13 protein-coding genes are annotated in these 17,923 nt (G+C 68.2%); 1 reads left to right on the top strand and 12 read right to left on the bottom strand.

Going from position 1 to position 17,923, the window contains the following annotated elements; all coding sequences use genetic code 11:
* Positions 1–58: 58 nt before the first annotated feature.
* From AB4Y68_RS08175 to AB4Y68_RS08165, 3 genes are read right to left on the bottom strand one after another with little or no spacing between them, the layout of a single operon-like run.
* Positions 59–1,498 carry an efflux transporter outer membrane subunit gene (locus tag AB4Y68_RS08175; RefSeq protein WP_441455027.1) on the bottom strand — a complete coding sequence of 480 codons (1,440 nt, stop codon included), beginning with the start codon at positions 1,496–1,498 and terminating at the stop codon, positions 59–61.
* On the bottom strand, positions 1,498–4,773 hold the full coding sequence (locus AB4Y68_RS08170) for an efflux RND transporter permease subunit (protein ID WP_441455026.1): 3,276 nt from the start codon (positions 4,771–4,773) through the stop codon (positions 1,498–1,500). The genes AB4Y68_RS08175 and AB4Y68_RS08170 overlap by 1 nt, the downstream gene beginning before the upstream one ends.
* Before the next feature lie 6 nt (positions 4,774–4,779).
* Positions 4,780–5,973 carry an efflux RND transporter periplasmic adaptor subunit gene (locus tag AB4Y68_RS08165; RefSeq protein WP_441455025.1) on the bottom strand — a complete coding sequence of 398 codons (1,194 nt, stop codon included), beginning with the start codon at positions 5,971–5,973 and terminating at the stop codon, positions 4,780–4,782.
* Positions 5,974–6,138: 165 nt separating this feature from the next.
* Here AB4Y68_RS08165 and AB4Y68_RS08160 point away from each other — a divergent pair, with 165 nt between their 5' ends.
* On the top strand, positions 6,139–6,732 hold the full coding sequence (locus tag AB4Y68_RS08160) for a TetR/AcrR family transcriptional regulator (protein ID WP_441455024.1): 594 nt from the start codon (positions 6,139–6,141) through the stop codon (positions 6,730–6,732).
* A gap of 51 nt (positions 6,733–6,783) precedes the next feature.
* Here the strand turns inward: AB4Y68_RS08160 and leuB are convergent, their stop codons facing one another.
* From leuB to ilvD, 9 genes are read right to left on the bottom strand one after another with little or no spacing between them, the layout of a single operon-like run.
* Positions 6,784–7,884 carry a 3-isopropylmalate dehydrogenase gene (gene leuB, locus AB4Y68_RS08155; protein WP_441455023.1) on the bottom strand — a complete coding sequence of 367 codons (1,101 nt, stop codon included), beginning with the start codon at positions 7,882–7,884 and terminating at the stop codon, positions 6,784–6,786.
* Positions 7,884–8,474: a 3-isopropylmalate dehydratase small subunit gene (leuD, locus tag AB4Y68_RS08150; protein ID WP_441455022.1), complete on the bottom strand. Its 591-nt coding sequence runs from the start codon at positions 8,472–8,474 to the stop codon at positions 7,884–7,886. The genes leuB and leuD overlap by 1 nt, the downstream gene beginning before the upstream one ends.
* Positions 8,467–9,924 (bottom strand): 3-isopropylmalate dehydratase large subunit, encoded by a 1,458-nt coding sequence (leuC, locus tag AB4Y68_RS08145; RefSeq protein WP_441455021.1) that lies wholly within the window; start codon positions 9,922–9,924, stop codon positions 8,467–8,469. The genes leuD and leuC overlap by 8 nt, the downstream gene beginning before the upstream one ends.
* Positions 9,911–10,879 (bottom strand): branched-chain amino acid transaminase, encoded by a 969-nt coding sequence (locus AB4Y68_RS08140; protein ID WP_441455020.1) that lies wholly within the window; start codon positions 10,877–10,879, stop codon positions 9,911–9,913. The genes leuC and AB4Y68_RS08140 overlap by 14 nt, the downstream gene beginning before the upstream one ends.
* The gene (locus AB4Y68_RS08135; protein ID WP_441455019.1) at positions 10,863–12,119 is read right to left on the bottom strand and encodes a 2-isopropylmalate synthase; all 1,257 of its coding nucleotides are present in this window, start codon (positions 12,117–12,119) and stop codon (positions 10,863–10,865) included. Before AB4Y68_RS08135 ends, AB4Y68_RS08140 begins: the two co-directional genes overlap by 17 nt.
* Before the next feature lies 1 nt (position 12,120).
* Complete coding sequence (locus AB4Y68_RS08130; RefSeq protein ID WP_441455018.1) at positions 12,121–12,366, bottom strand: ACT domain-containing protein; 246 nt, start codon at positions 12,364–12,366, stop codon at positions 12,121–12,123.
* 2 nt (positions 12,367–12,368) lie between these two features.
* Positions 12,369–14,075 (bottom strand): acetolactate synthase 2 catalytic subunit, encoded by a 1,707-nt coding sequence (gene ilvG, locus AB4Y68_RS08125; protein ID WP_441455017.1) that lies wholly within the window; start codon positions 14,073–14,075, stop codon positions 12,369–12,371.
* A gap of 26 nt (positions 14,076–14,101) precedes the next feature.
* Positions 14,102–15,115: a ketol-acid reductoisomerase gene (ilvC, locus tag AB4Y68_RS08120; protein ID WP_441455016.1), complete on the bottom strand. Its 1,014-nt coding sequence runs from the start codon at positions 15,113–15,115 to the stop codon at positions 14,102–14,104.
* A gap of 3 nt (positions 15,116–15,118) precedes the next feature.
* Positions 15,119–16,858: a dihydroxy-acid dehydratase gene (ilvD, locus tag AB4Y68_RS08115; RefSeq protein ID WP_441455015.1), complete on the bottom strand. Its 1,740-nt coding sequence runs from the start codon at positions 16,856–16,858 to the stop codon at positions 15,119–15,121.
* Between the last annotated feature and the right edge of the window lie 1,065 nt (positions 16,859–17,923).

Below are 17,923 nucleotides of genomic sequence, written 5' to 3'. Positions count from 1 at the left end.
AAACGCCCGGCGGGGTCGAACCTGCCGGGCGTTTGCATTTTCAGCGATGATCGGACGATCAGGCTTCCGGGTTGGGGGCCTGGTCCCAGCCGCCCGCCAGGGCCTTGAATAGGGCGATCTGGTAGGTGGTGACCTGAGCTTCCGAAGCGGCGAGGGCGGCGTCGGCGCCGGCCAGGGTCCGTTCGGAATCCAGCACCGTCAGGAAACTGTCGGCGCCGGCGTCGAAGCGTAGGCGCGACAGGCGGGCGGCGGTCGCCGCCTGATCCCGCGCCGTGGTCAGGGCCGTGCGACGGTCCAGTTCGTTGGCGTAGGCGCTGAGCGCCGTCTCGGTTTCCTGCAGCGCCGTCAGCACGGTCTGGTCGAAGGTCGCCAGGGCCGCGTCGGTCAGGGCGCCGGCCTGTTTGATGCGGGCGCGGGCCACGGCGATGTTGGGGAAGGACCAGCTGATCAGCGGGCCGACGCTGAAGTTGAAGCTGGTGGACTTGCCCAGTTGGTTCGTTTCAAGCGCCGAGGTGCCGACCGACCCGCCCAGGCTGATGGTCGGATAGAGGCTGGCGGTGGCCACGTTCACGCGGGCGGCAGCGGCCGCCAGCTTGCGCTCGGCCTGACGCACGTCGGGACGACGGGCCAGAAGCGCCGCGCCGTCGCCGATCGGGATCGGCTGCGACAGCTGCGGCGGCGACTGGCAACCGCGCGCCGCCTCGCTGGCCTCGGCCGGGGTGCGCCCGGTCAGGGTGGCGAGACGATAGAGGGCGCCGTCGCGCTGAGCCCGCAGGGGCGGGAGGCTGGCGCGGGTGGATTCCAGCGACGCGCGGGCGCGGGCCACGTCCAGACCGTTGCCGGAACCGCCATCCAGCAGGCGCTGGGTCAGGTCGACGGTCTTGCCTTGCAGGTCGATGGTGCGTTCGGCCACCGCGATCTGGGCGTTGGCCGAACAGGTGTCGGCGTAGGCCCGGGCCGTTTCGGCAGCGACCGAGATGCGGACGATCTCCAGCGCCTCACGAGCGGCGTCGGCGTCGGCGCGGGCGGCGCGGATGACCGAGCCGACGCGACCGAACAGGTCGATCTCATACGCCATGTCGAGACCGGCGCTATAGGTCTCGACATTCTTCAACGGCTGGCCGTTGTTGCCGCCGACGGTATCGGCCGAGGCGCGGCCGTATTGGCCCGAGGCGCTCAGATTGGTCGAGGGCAGACGCCCGGCGCGGGCTTCGGACAGCGAGGCCCGGACGGCGCGCAGATTGGCCGCGGCCGCCTCCAGGTCATTGTTCTCGGTCAGCGCCTGCTGGATCAGACCGTCCAGCGTGGCGTCGTTATAGAGCCGCCACCAGTCGTCGCGGGCGGCCTCGGTCGAAACCGAGGCGTTCTGGGAGCCGATGAAGGCGCCCGACGCCTGGGGGGGAAGGGCGGCGTCGGGGGCCTTCGGCCCGACCGCGCAGGCTGCGAGAAGAAGCGCGGCGCTGGAGGCGGTCAGGAGGGGAAGGGCTTTACGGTTCATCAGGCGTCTCCCAGGCGCGGGCTGGCCGATTGGGGCGCGGCCGGCGCGGGGTCGGTGGGGTCGTACGGATCATGGGCGGGCGTACCGTAGGTGGTCGGCAACTCGCGCGGTTTGGAAGGCTTCTGGGGCAGTTTGGCCGAGAGCCAGCGCATCATGACGTAGAAGACCGGGGTGAAGATCAGACCGAAGAAGGTCACGCCCAACATGCCGGAGACGACGGCGGTGCCCAGCGACTGGCGCATTTCGGCGCCGGGGCCCGTCGCCAGCATCAGCGGCATGACGCCGAAGATGAAGGCGAAGGAGGTCATCAGGATCGGACGCAGACGCACCTTGGCGGCGTAAACAGCCGCTTCGAAGCGATCCATGCCGTTTTCTTCTTCCGCCTGTCTGGCGAACTCGACGATCAGGATGGCGTTCTTGGCCGCCAGCGCAATCAGGACGACCAGGCCGATCTGGACCAGGATGTTGTTGTCCAGCCCGCGGATGTTCACCCCGATCATGGCCGCAAGCAGACACATCGGCACGATCAGCACCACCGCGAGCGGCAGGGTGAAGGCCTCATACTGGGCCGCCAGCACCAGGAAGACGAAGACGACGGCCATCACGAAGATGATGGAGGCGCCGCCCGAGGCTTCCTTCTCCTGAAGGGCCAGTTCGGTCCATTCGTAGCTGAAGCCTTGCGGCAGAGCCTTGGCCGCCAGCTGTTCCATCGCCGCGATCGCCTGGCCGGACGAGACGCCCGGCGCGGCCTGGCCCTGAAGCTCGGAAGCCGGGAACAGGTTGTAGCGGACGACGCGGGCCGGACCGGAGTCCTCGCGCAGGTTGGCGACGGCGCCGATCGGCACCATAGCGCCGGAGGCCGAACGGGTCTTCAGGTTGGCGATGTCGGCGATGTCGTCGCGGGCCGACGGTTCAGCCTGGGCGGTGACGCGGAAGGTGCGACCCAGCAGGTTGAAGTCGTTGATGTAGGACGAGCCCAGATAGACGCCGAGGGTGTCGAACACCGCTGAAGGCTGGACGCCCATCATCAGGGCCTTGTCACGATCGACGTCGGCGGCGATGCGCGGCGAGCCGGTGTTGTAGGTCGAGAAGACCTGCTGCACCTTGTCGGGCATCTGGGCGGCGCCGCCCATCATGGCGAAGGTGGCCCCTTCCAGCGCGCGGTAGCCTGCGCCGGAACGGTCCTGGATCATCATCTTGAAGCCGTTGCCGTTGCCCAGGCCCTGAACGGCCGGGGGGGCGATGACGAAGATATTGGCTTCCTGGATGCCGGTCGTGGCGCCGGTGATGGTGTGGGCCAGGGCGACCGCGGCCTGTTCCTTGGTGCGGTTCTCGAAGGCGTCGAGGCGCACGAAGATGGTCGCGGCGTTGGAGCCGAACGAGAAGCTGGAGCCGTCGAGACCGGCGAAGGCGACGGTGCCGTCGACGCCATCGGTTTTCTGGATGATCTCGTTGGCGCGCTTCATCACGGCTTCGGTGCGGTCCAGCGAGGCGCCGGCCGGAAGCTGGATGACGCCGATCAGGAAGCCCTGATCCTGTTCGGGGATAAAGCCCGACGGCGTGTCCACCAGGCGCCAAGCGGTCAGGCCCAGCAGACCGACGTAGACGATCAGGACGAGCATCACCGTGCGCACCAGGCGCGCGGTCAGGCGACCGTACTTGTCAGAAAGCCAGTCGAAGCCCTGGTTGAACTTGGCGCCGGCCCAGCCGCCGTAATAGGCGAGCGTGCCCCACAGGCCGGGCTTGCGCTGATGGCCGTGGACGTTGTGCGGCTTGAGCAGCAGGGCGGCCAGGGCGGGCGACAGGGTCAGGGACACCACCAGGGAGATCAGCGTAGCCGAGGCGATGGTGACGGCGAACTGGCGATAGAAGATCCCGGGGATGCCGGGCACGAAGGCGGTCGGCACGAACACCGCCGTCAGCACCAGGCCGATGGCGATCAGGGCGCCCGAAACCTCCTGCATGGAGCGGTAGGCGGCCTCCTTGGGCATCAGCCCCTGGCGCAGGTAGCGCTCGACGTTCTCGACCACGATGATGGCGTCATCGACGACGATGCCGACGGCCAGAACCAGGGCGAACAGCGACAGGGAGTTGATCGAATAGCCTAGCGCCAGTTGAACGGCGAAGGTGCCGACCAGGGCGACCGGGATGGCGATGATGGGGATGATCGCCGCGCGCCAGGTCTGGAGGAACACCAGGACGACGATGGCCACCAGGACGACGGCTTCGAACACCGTGTGCTGCACCGCCTCGACCGAGGCGGCGACGAATTCGGTCGGGTTGTAGGGGATGGAGGCGGCCATGCCGGCCGGCAGGTCGGCCTTGATGGCGTCGACCTCGGCCAGGACCCGTTTGGCGGTGCCCAGGGCGTTGGCGCCGGGTTGCTGGACGATGGCGATGCCGACGCCGCGCTGGCCGTCGAAGAAGCCGCGGATGCCATAGTCCTGAGCGCCCAGGTCGACGCGGGCGACGTCGCGGACGCGGGTCACGCGGCCTTGGGCATCGGTCTTGATGACCACGTCGGCGAACTGATCAGGATCGGACAGGCGGCCTTGCACCTGGACCGGCAGCTGGAAGGCGGCGGCGTTGGTGGCGAAAGGCGGCTGGCCGATGGCGCCGGCCGCGGCCTGGACGTTCTGGGCGCGCAGGGCGGCGACGATGTCGGGACCCGTCAGACCGCGCTCGGCCGCCTTGGCCGGGTCGATCCAGATCCGCATCGAATAGTTGCCGCCGCCGAAGACCTGGACCTGACCCACGCCGTCGATGCGGAGCAGGCGGTCGCGCAGGGTCGAGTTGGCGTAGTTGCCGACGTAGTCGTTATCCAGGCTGCCGTCCGGCGAGGTCAGGCCGACGATCATCAGGAAGCCGCTTTCGGCCTTGTTGACCGTCACGCCGATCTGGCGGACCTGTTCGGGCAGTTTCGGCTCGGCCAGGGCGACGCGGTTCTGCACCAGCACCTGGGCGGAATCGAGATTCGTGCCGGGCTGGAAGGTCACGGTGATCGCCACCGCCCCGTCCGAGGTGGACGAGGAGGTCAGGTACAGCATCTTCTCGACGCCGTTGACTTCCTGCTCGATGGGGGCCGCCACGGTCTCGGCCAGGGTCTCGGCCGAGGCGCCGGGATAGGCGGCGTTGATGGTGATCGTCGGGGGCGCGATCTCCGGATACTGCGACAGGGGCAGCAGCGGATAGGCGAACAGGCCGATCAGGGTGATGAACACCGATATCACGCCCGCGAAAATCGGGCGGTCGATGAAGAAGCGGGAGATGTTCATGAAGGATCAGCCCGCGTTGGCGAAGGAGGCGCTGGAGGCCGGCGCCGCCTGGGTGACGGGGGCCGCACCCGCTTGCGGGGCGACCGGGGCGATGGTCCCGTTCTTGGGCGAGACCTTCATGCCCGGCATCTGGATGCGCTGACCGCCGGCGATGACGACGCGGTCGGTCGGCTTCAGGCCCGAGCGAATGACGCGCAGGCCGTCGACCAGCGGGCCGGTCTGGACCGCGTGCGGGGCCGTCGTGCCGTCGGCGTTGACGACGATGACCACGCGACGCGCGGCGTCGGTGGCGATGGCGGCGTCAGGCACCAGCAGGGCCTGATAGGAACCGCCGCCGGCCAGTTGGGCCTGGCCGAACATGCCGGGCTTCAGGAAGCCGTCGGCGTTGGGGACCACGGCGCGCAGGCGGATCGTGCCCGAGGCGGTGTCGATGGCGTTGTCGGTGAAGTCGAGCGTGCCGCTGCGGTCATAGCTGGTCTCGTCCTGCAGACGGATGCGGATCGGCGCGGCGCCGCCGGTACGGGCGTCGCGCTGATATTTCAGCGCCAGGGCTTCGGAGCCGTCGAAGACGAAATAGATCGGCGAGGCCGAGACGATGGTGGTCAGGATGTCGCCCGCCGAGGAACCGCCGCCGATCAGGTTGCCCGGATCGACGCGGCGGTCGGACACGCGGCCCGCGATGGGGGCGACGACACGGGTGAATTCGACGTCCAGCTGACGGGCGCGGATGGCGGCGTTGGCGGCCGAGACGGCGGCCTGGGCCTGGGCCACGGCGCCGCGCTTGGCGTCGACCTCGGCTTGCGACACGGCCTGCGAGGCCAGCAGGCCCTCAGAGCGGGCGAACTCGGTGCGGGCCAGGGTCAGCTGGGCCTGGGCCTGGGCCAACTGGGCCTGAGCGGATGCGAGCGCGGCCTGGGCCGGGCGCGGATCAAGCGTGAACAGCAGTTGGCCCTGGCGGACGAAGTCGCCGTCCTTGAAGTGGACGGCCTGGATATAGCCGCCGACGCGGGCGCGCACATCGACCGAGCGAGGGGCCTCGAAGCGGCCGGTGACCTCGTCCCAGTCGACGACCTGACGGACCAGGGGGGTGGCGACCGTAACGGGCGGCGCCTGAGGCGCGGGGGCCTGGCCTCCCTTGGAACAGCCATAAAGGGCGGCCGTCATCAGGACGGACGCGACCGCGATCTTCACCGTGCGCATCGGCGCATTCTCCTGTTGGGAGGGATTTCATACATAACAGACCGGCGCTCTTCGGGGGAGAAAGCGGCAGTCAACGTTGGGTGACTTAATGATGAGGGCGGTTCCGCTTGTCAACGCCTGATGACAAAGCCATATAGGCGGTAAGGTTTATTGGAGTACGACCAATTGGTCCTTTGCGACGCCCCCCGACCGCGTAACGCCAACGCGACCCGTCAGGCTATTCTGGAGGCGGCGCGTGAACGCTTTTGTTCCGAAAGCTACGACGACGTCGGCATGCGCGACGTGGCGCGCGATGTCGGCGTGGATGCGGCCCTGATCAGCCGCTACTTCGGGTCCAAGGAAGATTTGTTCGTCGCCGTCCTGGACAGTTGCAAGAACGGCCGCGACCTGATGGACGGCGCGCGCGAGGACTTCGGCGAGCGGCTGGCCCGCGAGATCGTCTATGGCGAGGTCATGCCCTGTCAGGACGAAGACGGCGGCGCCAAGATGCGGGGCCTGCTGATCCTGCTGCGCTCGGTCGGTTCGGCCAAGGCCATGGACGTCATGCAGCGCACCTCCAACAATCGCTTCTTCGATCCGCTGGCCCAGTGGATCGGCGGTCCCGACGCCCCGGTTCGCGCGCGTCTGGCGGCGGGCCTGATCATGGGGATGGCGATCGGGCGTGAGTTGTCGGACGGCTATTCGAAGCTCGATGAGGGTCAGAAGGCGGAGTTGGCGCGCCGGATGGCGGTGGCGCTGCAGGGCCTGATCGACAACTGAAAGCCAAAAGGGCGGACCGCGAGGCCCGCCCTTTCTTTATATTCTTAGGCCTCAGGCCCAGTGCATCGGCACGTGGCGCGCGGCGGCCCAGTGGATGGCGCGGATGGCGTCGACGATGGCGCGCGTGGCCTCGACGGTGCCCAGGGCGCCGCCCAGATCAGCGGTGACGGCGCCGGACGCTTGGACGGCGGCGACGGCGGCTTCGATGGAATCCGCCTCGTCCTCCAGGTCGAAGCTGTGACGCAGCATCATCGCCGCCGACAGCACCATGCCGATGGGGTTGGCCAGATCCTGACCGGCGATGTCGGGGGCCGAGCCGTGGATCGGCTCGAACAGGCCGGGGCCGCTGCCGCCCAGCGAGGCCGAGGGCAGCAGGCCGATGGAGCCGCCCAGCACCGAGATCTCGTCCGACAGGATGTCGCCGAACATATTCTCGGTCAGGATGACGTCATACTCGCGCGGTTTGCGGATCAGGTGCATGGCCATGGAGTCGACCAGGGCGTGCTCCAGCGTGATCTGCGGATATTCCTCGGCGTGGATGCGGGTCACGACCTCGCGCCACAGGCGGCTGGTCTCCATGACATTGGCCTTGTCGACCGAGGTGACCTTGCCGCGACGCTGGCCGGAGGCCTGGAAGGCGGCGCGGGCGACGCGTTCGATCTCCTCGACCGTATAGACGCACAGGTCCGAGGCGCTGGTTGCCGTGCGGGTCTTCTCGCCGAAATAGACGCCGCTGGTCAGCTCGCGGAAGACGATCAGATCGACGCCCTCGACGATCTCCTTCTTCAGCGGCGACAGGTGGGCCAGGACCGGCGAGACCTGCAGCGGGCGCAGGTTGGCGTACAGGCCCATGGCCTTGCGGATGGCCAGCAGACCCTGTTCGGGACGGACCTTGGCGCCATCCCACTTGGGACCGCCGACCGCGCCCAGCAGGACGGCGTCGGAGGCCAGGCAGGCGGCCTTGGTGTCTTCGGGCAGGGCCTCGCCGGTCGCGTCGATGGCGGCGCCGCCGATCAGGTGCTCGGCGAACTCGAAGCGATGGCCGTAGATGTCGCCGATGCAGGTCAGGACGCGCTCGGCGGCCAGGGCCACCTCAGGGCCGACGCCGTCGCCGGGCAGGACCACGATGTTGAAGGTGCGGGTGTTGGGCATCAGTTGGTCTCCGGCTCACGGAAGCGTTCGTAGGTCTGGATGTAGGGCAGCTTGGCTTGCAGCCAGCCGAGGGTGTCGACGCCGTCGAGCAGGCACTGGCGGGCGAAGGCCTCGACCTTGAACGGGACGGGGGCGACGTTGCCGCGCCGGATCTCGCCGGCTTCCAGGTCGATGGTGACGGGCTGTTCGGGATGGGCGGACAGGTCGTCCCAGGTCGCCTGATCGACGACGATGGGCAGGAAGCCGTTCTTCAGCGCATTGGAGGTGAAGATGTCGGCGATCTCGGTCGAGATCACCGCCCGGAAGCCATAGTCCAGCAGGGCCCAGGGGGCGTGCTCACGCGACGAACCGCAGGCGAAGTTGGGGCCGGCCAGCAGGATGCGCTGTTCGGTCGGATCGATGCGGTTCAGCACCGCCTCGGGCTTGGCCGAGCCGTCGGCCTCATAGCGCCAGTCGTGGAAGGCGTGGACGCCCAGACCCTCGCGCGTCGTGGTGGTCAGGAAGCGGGCCGGGATGATCTGATCGGTGTCGATATTGGCCTGGCTCAGGGTCAGGGTCTTCGACGTCAGGACTTTGAACGGTTCAGACATGATGTTTCTCCCCTACCGCCGCGCGCGCGGCGCTCGGCTGCATGAGGGGAGCCTCCGGCAGATAGGCGCGCGGGTCGGTCAAGACGCCGGCGACGGCGCTGGCGGCGGCGGTGGCGGGGCTGGCCAGGATGGTGCGGGCGCCCTTGCCCTGACGGCCCTCGAAATTGCGGTTGGAGGTCGAGACCGCCAACTGGCCGGGGCCGACGAAATCGCCGTTCATGGCGATGCACATGGAGCAGCCGGGGATGCGCCATTCGGCGCCGGCGGCGATGAAGACCTGGTCCAGACCCTCGGCCTCGGCGTCGCGACGCACGGCCTCGGAGCCGGGGACGACCAGCATGCGAACGCCCGGCTGGACCTTGCGGCCGCGCAGGACGTTGGCGGCGGCGCGCAGGTCGGGCAGGCGGCCGTTGGTGCAACTGCCGATGAAGACCACGTCGACCTTGTGGCCGGTCGTCGCCTCGCCGGCGGTGAAGCCCATGTAGTCGATGGCCTTGCGGTCCGAGTCCGAGCGCGGCTGCGGCACGGGGGCGCCGACGGGGGCGCCGGCGTCAGGCGTGGTGCCCCAGGTGGCCATGGGGCGGATGGCGGCGCCGTCCAGCACGACTTCCTGATCGAAGGCCGCGCCGGGATCGGAGGCCAGGGTCAGCCAGTCGGCGGCGGCGGCCTCGAAGTCGGCGGGGACATGGCGGCGGCCGCGCAGCCAGTCGATGGTGACGCGGTCGGGGGCGATCATGCCCGCGCGGGCGCCCGCCTCGATGGACATGTTGCACAGGGTCATGCGCCCTTCCATGTCCAGGGCGCGCACGGCCTCGCCGGCGTATTCGATGACGTAGCCGGTGCCGCCGCCGAAGCCGATGGCGGCGATGACGGCCAGAGCCATGTCCTTGCCCGAGACGCCGGGGCGCAAGCGCCCGTCGACGGTGACGCGCATGGATTTCGCCCGGCGCTGCAACAGGCATTGGGTGGCCAGGACGTGCCCGACTTCGGAGGTGCCGATGCCGAACGCCAATGCTCCGAACGCCCCATGCGTGGCGGTGTGGCTGTCGCCGCAGACCACGGTCATGCCCGGCTGGGTCAGGCCCAGTTCGGGCCCCATGACGTGAACCACGCCGCGTTGGTCGGAATCCCAGCCGGCCAGTTCGACGCCGTGGCGTGCGCAGTTGGCCTCCAGCGTCTCGACCTGGTTTTTGGCGGCGGCGGTGAAGTAGGGCCGCTCGCCGTCCGCGCCGGCCGGCAGGGTCGGGGTGGAGTGGTCCAGGGTGGCGAAAGTGCGGTCGGGGCGGCGGACCCTCAGTCCGCGCGCCTCGATTTCGGAAAAGGCCTGGGGCGAGGTGACTTCGTGGACCAGGTGCAGGTCCACATACATTACACCGGGCGTCTCGGCCGTTTCCGGCACGACGACGTGCCGGTCCCAGACCTTTTCATACAGGGTCCTAGGCGGGCTCATGCACGCGCTCCTTGGGAGAGGTCGCAGCCTCGCCGATGGGCTCCAGCCAGCCGAAGCGGTCGGGCGTCGTGCCGTCGAACAGGCCGCGGAAGGCCTTGTTGACTGCCTTGGTGATCGGGCCAGGACCGTTGGCGCGGGTAGGGATGCCGTCAACCGAGCGGACGGGGGTGATCTCGGCGGCGGTGCCGGTCATGAAGACCTCGTCGGCGACGTAGAGGGCTTCGCGCGGCAGGGTCTGTTCGCGGGCCTCATAGCCCAGGCTGCGCGCCAACTTCATGACGCTGTCGCGGGTGATGCCCTGCAGGAGGGAGGCGGCGGCGGGCGGCGTCATCAGCACGCCGTCCTTGACCACGAACAGGTTCTCGCCGGCCCCTTCGGACAACAGGCCGTCGGCGCCCAGGGCGATACCTTCGCCGAAGCCGCGGACGCGGGCTTCACGCCCGATCAGATAGCCGGACAGGTAGTTGCCGCCCGCCTTGGCCCCTGCCGGGATGGTGTTGGGGGCGACGCGGTTCCAGCTGGAGATGCAGGCGTCGACGCCCTTCTCCAGCGCTTCCTCGCCCAGATAGGCGCCCCAGGGGAAGGCCGAGATCATGACGTCGGTGCGGATGTTCTCAGGCGACGGGGACACGCCCATGCCGCACTCGCCCAGGAAGGCCAGGGGGCGCAGATAGGCCGAACGCAGGCCCTCGGAGCGGACCACGTCCTTGCAGGCCTGGACCAGCTCGTCCTCGGTGAAGGGCAGGGGGAAGTGATAGATGCGCGCGCTGTCGAACAGGCGGCGGATGTGGTCGGTCAGGCGGAAGCCGCACGGGCCGTTGGGGGTGTCATAGACGCGGATGCCTTCGAACACGGAGGTGCCGTAGTGCAGGGCGTGGCTCATGACGTGGATCTTGGCGTCGGCCCAGGGCGTCAGTTCGCCGTTGATCCAGATATTCTTAGCCAGCGGTTGCATAGGTCTTGTCCATTTGTGCGGAGGCGCCTGCGGCCGTCACGGCCGCGATGATGGCGCTCAGTTCCGCGTCATTGATTTCGCCGATCTGGTCGGCGCGATGTTTGAAGCCGGCGAAGACGTCGGCCAGGCGCTGGCCTTCCAGCACGTGCCCCAGGGCTTCGGCCCGCTTGCCGACCGCGTGGCGGCCGGAATGCTTGCCCAGCACGAAGTAGCTGCCCTCGAAACCGACGTCCTGGGGACGCATGATCTCGTAGGTGCGGGCGTCGGCCATCATGCCGTGCTGGTGGATCCCGGCCTCGTGGGCGAAGGCGTTCAGGCCGACGATGGCCTTGTTGCGGGCGATGACCGTCTCGGTCACTTCGCGCAGGGTCTCCGACGCGCGCACCAGGTGACGGCTCTCCGCGCCGACTGTCAGACCATAGCGGTCCGCGCGGGTGCGCAGGGCCATGATGATCTCTTCGATCGAGGCGTTTCCAGCGCGTTCGCCGATGCCGTTGATCGCGCCCTCGATCTGACGCGCGCCGCCCTCGACCGCGGCCAGGGAGTTGGCGACGGCCAGGCCCAGGTCGTTGTGAGCGTGCGACGAGAAGATCACGTCCGCGTGGCGCGGACGGATGATCCCGTCCAGATAAGCGAAGCGCTGACGCACTTCTTCGGGCGTGGCGTAGCCGACGGTGTCCGGCACGTTCAGCGTCTGGGCACCCGCATCGGCGGCGGCCATCAGGGCCTCGGCCAGGAACTCCGGCTCGGTGCGGAAGGCGTCCTCGGCCGAGAACTCGACGTCGTCGAACATCGAGGCGGCGTATTCCACCGTGCGCGAGATCGTGGCCAGCACCTCGTTGGTGCTCATCCGCAGCTTGGCCGAGCGGTGGATCGGGCTGGTGGCCAGGAAGACATGGCAGCGACGATGCGATTTCGGCGCCGGCGACAGACCCCGGAACGAGGCGTCGATGTCCTTCTCGTTGGCGCGCGACAGCGAGGCGAAGACCGGGCCCTCGATCTCGCCGCAGACGCGCCGGATGCATTCCTCGTCGCCCGGCGAGGCGGCGGCGAAGCCGGCCTCGATCACGTCCACGCCCAGGTCGCGAAGGACATGGGCCATCTTCAGTTTCGACTCGACCGACATGGAGAAGCCGGGGGCCTGTTCGCCGTCGCGCAGGGTGGTGTCGAAGATGATGACGCGGTTGGGATCGGTCGCCGCGATTTCTGCGGTTCTGGATACTCGTTCTACTCGGGACATTTTACGCGGCCTCAGGGTGGAAAGACTGGATGCGAGCGACGCCGAACAGGCGGTCGATCTGGCAACCCAGGTTGTCGATGGAACGCGCGGCGTCGCGGCCGCGCACGGTCAGGGCGATGCGGCGCGAAACACCCTCGTCGGCCATGCTCATGCCGTCGATGTGGAAGCCGCGGCGCTCTACAAGGCCGATGAGACGCTGAAGCGAGCCGTCGGCCCGGTCGATCTGGATGTGAATGGTGTCGCTCATGGTCATGCGCCTTCCATCATTTCAGCGTTGCTCTTGCCCGGCGGAACCAGAGGCCAGACATTCTCTTTGGGGTTGATGATGACGTGGGCCAGGCAGGGGCCGTCGGCCGCCAGCAGGCGGGCGATGCCGGCCTCGACCTGATCGCGACGGTCGATGCGGAAGGCCTCGATGCCGAAGGCCTCGGCCACCTTCACGAAGTCCGGATTGTCGGACAGGTCGACCTCGGAATAGTTCTCCTCGAAGAACAGCTCCTGCCACTGGCGCACCAGGCCCAGCGAGGCGTTGTCCAGCAGGACGATCTTCAGCGCGACGCCGTAGCGTTTCAGCGTCGCCAGTTCCTGGATGTTCATCATGAAGCCGCCGTCGCCAGCGATGGTGACGACCGTGGCCGAGGGGGCGGCCAGCTTGGCGCCCAGGCCGGCGGGCAGTCCGAAGCCCATGGCGCCCAGGCCGCCCGAGGTGATGTGGGCTTCAGGACGCGAGAAGCGGCAGTGCTGTGCGGCCCACATCTGATGCTGGCCGACGTCGCAGGCGGCGACGAAGCGGTCGCCGGCGGCCTCGGACAATTGCTTCAGCAGGGCCGGCGCATAGACGCCCTCGCCCGGGGCGTCATAGCGGGCGGCGTGACGCACCGCCGCTGTGGCGCAGCGGATGACCCAGGGGTCGATGGCCAGGGGCGCAACAGCCAAGCGCGCGGTCAGGGCCTCGACGCCGGGCTTCAGTTCGCCGGCGACCGCGACATGGGTCTCGCGCAGCTTGCCGATCTCGGAGGCGTCGATGTCGAAGTGGACGACGCGGGCGTGGGGCGCGAACTCGGCCAGCTTGCCCGTGGCGCGGTCGTCGAAGCGGGCGCCCAGGACGATCAGAAGGTCGGACGACTGGACCGCCTCGTTGGCGGCGCGCGTGCCGTGCATGCCCAGCATCCCCAGGAAGCCGGGGGCGTCGGTCGGGATGGTGCCCAGGGCGTTCAGGGTCGCGACGGCCGGGATGCCGGTGGCCTCGGCGAAGGCGCGGACGGCCTCGGTGGCCTTGGCGATCTTCACGCCGCCGCCGATGTAGATCAGCGGGCGCTCGGCGGCGCGGATGAAGCGTTCGGCCTCGGCGATCGCGTCGTGGTTCAGCGGGATCGTCTCGTTGGGGACGTTGAAGCCGAACGGGGCGACGGCGGTGGCGAACTGGACGTCCTTGGGCAGGTCGACCAGGACCGGGCCGGGACGGCCCGAGGCGGCGATGTGGAAGGCCTGTTCGACGGCGGCCGGAATCTCCGACGCGTCGCGCACTAATATAGAGTGTTTCACGATCGGCAGGGTGACGCCCAGGATGTCGATCTCCTGGAAGGCGTCGGTGCCCATGACGCCCTGGGGGACGTTGCCGGTGATGCAGACCATCGGCACCGAATCCATCATGGCGTTGGCGATGCCGGTGATCAGATTGGTGGCGCCGGGCCCGGAGGTGGCCATGCAGACGCCGACCTTGCCCGAGGCGCGGGCATAGGCGTCGGCGGCGAAGGCCGCACCCTGTTCGTGACGGACCAGGATATGCTTCAGGCCCGTGCCGGTCAGGGCGTCATAGATGGGCATGATGGCGCCGCCAGGATAGCCGAAGACGACATCCACCCCCAGCCGCTCCAGCGTGGAGACCAGCAGGCGCGCGCCGCTCTGGGGAGCGGCGTCGGGGGATGTCTTCAAGGCGGGCGCAGCGGCGCTCATCACGATCACTCTATGCTTTCAACGGTTCAGGCGGCTTCGGACTTGGCCGTCTGCAGCCAGGCCATCCGTTCGCGCAGGCGCGCGCCGGTCTGTTCGATCTGGGACTCGCTGTCCGACTTCAGCCAGGCGGCGTACTGCGGCTTGCCGGCCTCGTTCTCGGCGATCCAGTTCTTGGCGAAGGCGCCATTCTGGATCTCGGTCAGGACTTCCTTCATGCGGGCGCGGGTCTCGTCGTTGATGACGCGCGGACCCGAGGCGACGGCGCCCCACTTGGCCGTTTCCGAGATGAAGTGGTGCATCTTGGAGATGCCGCCCTCGTAGAACAGGTCCACGATCAGCTTCAGCTCGTGCAGGCATTCGAAGTAGGCGATCTCGGGCTGGTAACCGGCCTCGACCAGGGTGTTGAAGCCCGACATGACCAGCTCTTTCGCGCCGCCGCACAGGACGGCCTGCTCGCCGAACAGATCCGTCTCGGTCTCTTCGCGGAACGAGGTCTCCAGCAGGCCGCCGGTCGCGCCGCCGATGCCCTTGGCGTAGCCCATGGCGCGGTCTCTAGCCTTGCCCGTCGCGTCCTTCTCGATGGCGAACAGCGAGGGGACGCCGCGGCCGCGCGCGAACTCGCGACGGACCAGATCGCCCGGACCCTTGGGGGCGACCAGGATGACGTCCATGTCGTCGCGCGGCGTGATGCGGTCGTAGATGATCGAGAAGCCGTGGGCGAACAGCAGGGCGGCGCCCGGCTTGGCGTTGGGCTCGATGATGTCGCGATAGACCTCGTTCTGGATCATGTCCGGGGTCAGGATGGCGATGATGTCGGCGCCGCGAACGGCCTCGGCCGGCTCGGCGGTGGGGACGCCGTCGGCGGTGGCGTGTTTCCAGCCGGTGCCGCCCTCGCGAACGCCGACGATGACGTCATGGCCCGAGTCCTTCAGGTTCTGGGCGTGGGCGCGGCCCTGCGAGCCATAGCCGATGACGGCGATGCGCTGGCCGGCGATGGCGCCCGGCTTGATGTCGTCGTTGGTGTAGATGGTGATGGCCATGGTTCAGGCGTCCTCAGAAATCGGGGCGTTGGAATAGGTTTCGGCGGTTTGGGCCGGCGGGGGATTGGGAATGGTCACGGCCCCTTGCGAGGCGGAGGCGACGGCGGCGCGGTATTTCGCGAAAACGCCTTGCGCCGGACGGACCCGGTTGGGGGCGAAGTCCGCCCGGCGCGCCTCCAGATCGACGAGCACGTCGATCCGGCGGTTGGTGACGTCGATGACGATAGGATCGCCATCGCGAATGAGGGCTATCGGGCCGCCCGCCGCCGCTTCGGGCGAGACGTGGCCGGCGACGAATCCGTAGCTGGCGCCCGAGAAGCGGCCGTCGGTCAGCAGGGCGACGTTCTCGATCTTGCGGCCCTTCAGGGCGGCGGTGACCTGCAGCATCTCGCGCATGCCGGGACCGCCCTTGGGCCCTTCGTAGCGGATGATGATGACGTCGCCTTCGCCGACCGAGCCGTCCTGAACCGCGTGGAAGGCGTCTTCCTCGCAGTCGAACACGGCGGCCGGGCCCTCGAAGCGATCGACCTTGTGGCCGGTCAGCTTGATGACGGCGCCTTCAGGGGCGACGTCGCCATAGATGACGGCGTAGGAGCCGCGCGCCATGACGGGGGCGTCCATGCTGGTGACGACCTGCTGGCCGGGCGTTTCCTCGGCCTCGGCGGCCTCAGTAAACAGGCTGCGGCCGGAGACGGTCGGCGTGTTGACGATCTTGCCCGCCTCGGCCAGCCGCTGGGCGACCAGACGCGTGCCGCCCGCCGCGAACAGGTGCGAGGCCAGGAAGCGGCCGCCGGGTTTCAGGTCGCAGATGACGGGGGCCTCGACGCAGGCCTGGTGGCAGTCCTCGATACCGAAGTCGACGCCGGCCTCGGCGGCGATGGCGGTCAGGTGCATGACGGCGTTGGTCGAGCCGCCCGAGGCCGAGACGGCGATGGCGGCGTTCTTCAGGCTGGCGCGGGTGATGTATTTGCGGGCGGTGTCGCCGGCGAAGACGCGTTCGACGATCAGGCGGCCGCAGCGCTCGCCCTCGGCGCCCTTGCCGGGATCGACGGCGGGGACGTCGTTGGCGCCCATGGGCGAGATGCCCATCATCGACAGGGCCATGGCCATGGTGTTGGCGGTGAACTGGCCGCCGCAGGCGCCGGCGCCGGGGCAGACCGCGCTCTCGACCGCCTTCAGGCCCTCGTCGGACAGGGCGCCGGCGCCGTGGGCGCCGATGGCTTCGAACACCTCCTGGACCGAGACCTCCTTCTCGCCGATCCGGCCGGGCAGGATGGTGCCGCCGTAATAGACCAGGCCGGGGATATCCATCCGGGCCAGGGCCATGGCCGCCGCCGGGATGGTCTTGTCGCAGCCGACGATGCAGACGACGCCGTCCAGCTGGTGGCCCTCGACGGCCAGCTCGATGGAGTCGGCGACGACTTCACGGCTAATCAGCGAGGCCTTCATCCCCTGGGTGCCCATGGAGATGCCGTCGGTGACGACGATGGTGTTGAAGTCGACCGGATAGCCGCCCGCCGCGATGATCCCGGCGCGCACGTCCTTGGCGAGGCGGTCCAGGTGCATGTTGCAGGGGGTGACGGTCGACCAGGTGTTGACGATGGCGATCATCGGCTTGTCGAAGTCGGCGTCCTGCATCCCTGCGGCGCGCAGATAGGAGCGCGCCGCGGCCCGGGTGGGGCCCTGGGTGACGGCGGAACTGCGCGTATTGGGTCGTTTTTTGCTGTCGGAAGAGCTGGTCATCGGATTTTTGGAAGGTTCTGCCTAATGGGTCCGTGCCGGGCACATGAAAAACCCCGCTGCCGGAAGGGAGCGGGGTGAAGCGGGCGATTCTGGCTGGGTTCAGGTCAGGTCGCAGGCATCCACACCGCTCGGCTGAGCGGAATAAGGGATACGGTAAGAAGGAGGAGGCCCAGCGACAGCAGGCGCAGATCCGCAGCCGCTTTCGCGGGGCTCTGGATCACAGCAATGGCAGCGCGGTGGGACAAGGGAAAACCTCTAAACGAGGCGCTCTTATGCCGCCCTCCATGCTGCGATGCAACCCGACCTGGCGCGAATGTGGAATAAAAATGCGCCAAGGCGCCTCTCGCCCCATCTGCGACGCGCCTGTTCTGCGTTGGAGCGGCGATGGCGCAACATTTCACCCGTCTACTGGCGGCGGGGCGCTCGGCGCGTGTTCGGGGCGGGTTGTGTGCCGGTTCTGGCTCGCCAGGCCGGGCTGTCGGGCTGGCGCGCATCGGCGGGGTGGGGCCAAGGTCTGGAAAGCTTGAAGTGGCTTGTTCTGTCCGCGCGGCGGTCTGGACGCTCCTGCATAGGAGGGGGCTGCATCCTGGTATTTTTCCTGAGCGTCTATGGAGTCCTGTTCGTTCGGTTTTTCATGGAAGTGTCGTTCGCGGGGTTGTGGAGTCGGGGGGTGGTTTGTATATCCCCGCCTCGCTCGGAGACGGGCGGGGCCGCAGGGTTTCGGGATTGAGTTTCCGGGGCTTTGGCGGGAAGAGGGAGCTGAAAAACTTCTTGCTTCTGCCGGGCGGTTCGATTAGTCTCCGCGCTTCGATCAAATCGCTGATTTGCCGGTGCGAGAAGCTTCTTCGCTTCTCCTGTCGGTCTTCTGCGGCTCTGAAAGCTTCGGCATTTGGAACTGCAGAAAGGTTGGTTGGTTCGGTTGACTTGGAGCTCGGCCTTCATTAGATAGCCGCCTCCGCTGTTCCTTCGGGAGCGGCCGGGTGAAAAGAAGTTCTTTAAAAAGAACTGCTTGACACTGAAAACCAGGGGCGGTACACACCGCCTCCGCCGCAATCGGGCGTTAAA

Source organism: Brevundimonas sp. 2YAF1 (assembly GCF_052114745.1).
In the GTDB taxonomy this organism is placed as follows: Bacteria; Pseudomonadota; Alphaproteobacteria; order Caulobacterales; family Caulobacteraceae; genus Brevundimonas.
The sequence above is the reverse complement of the archived record's forward strand: the minus strand, read 5'-3'. Positions and strand labels throughout refer to the sequence as shown.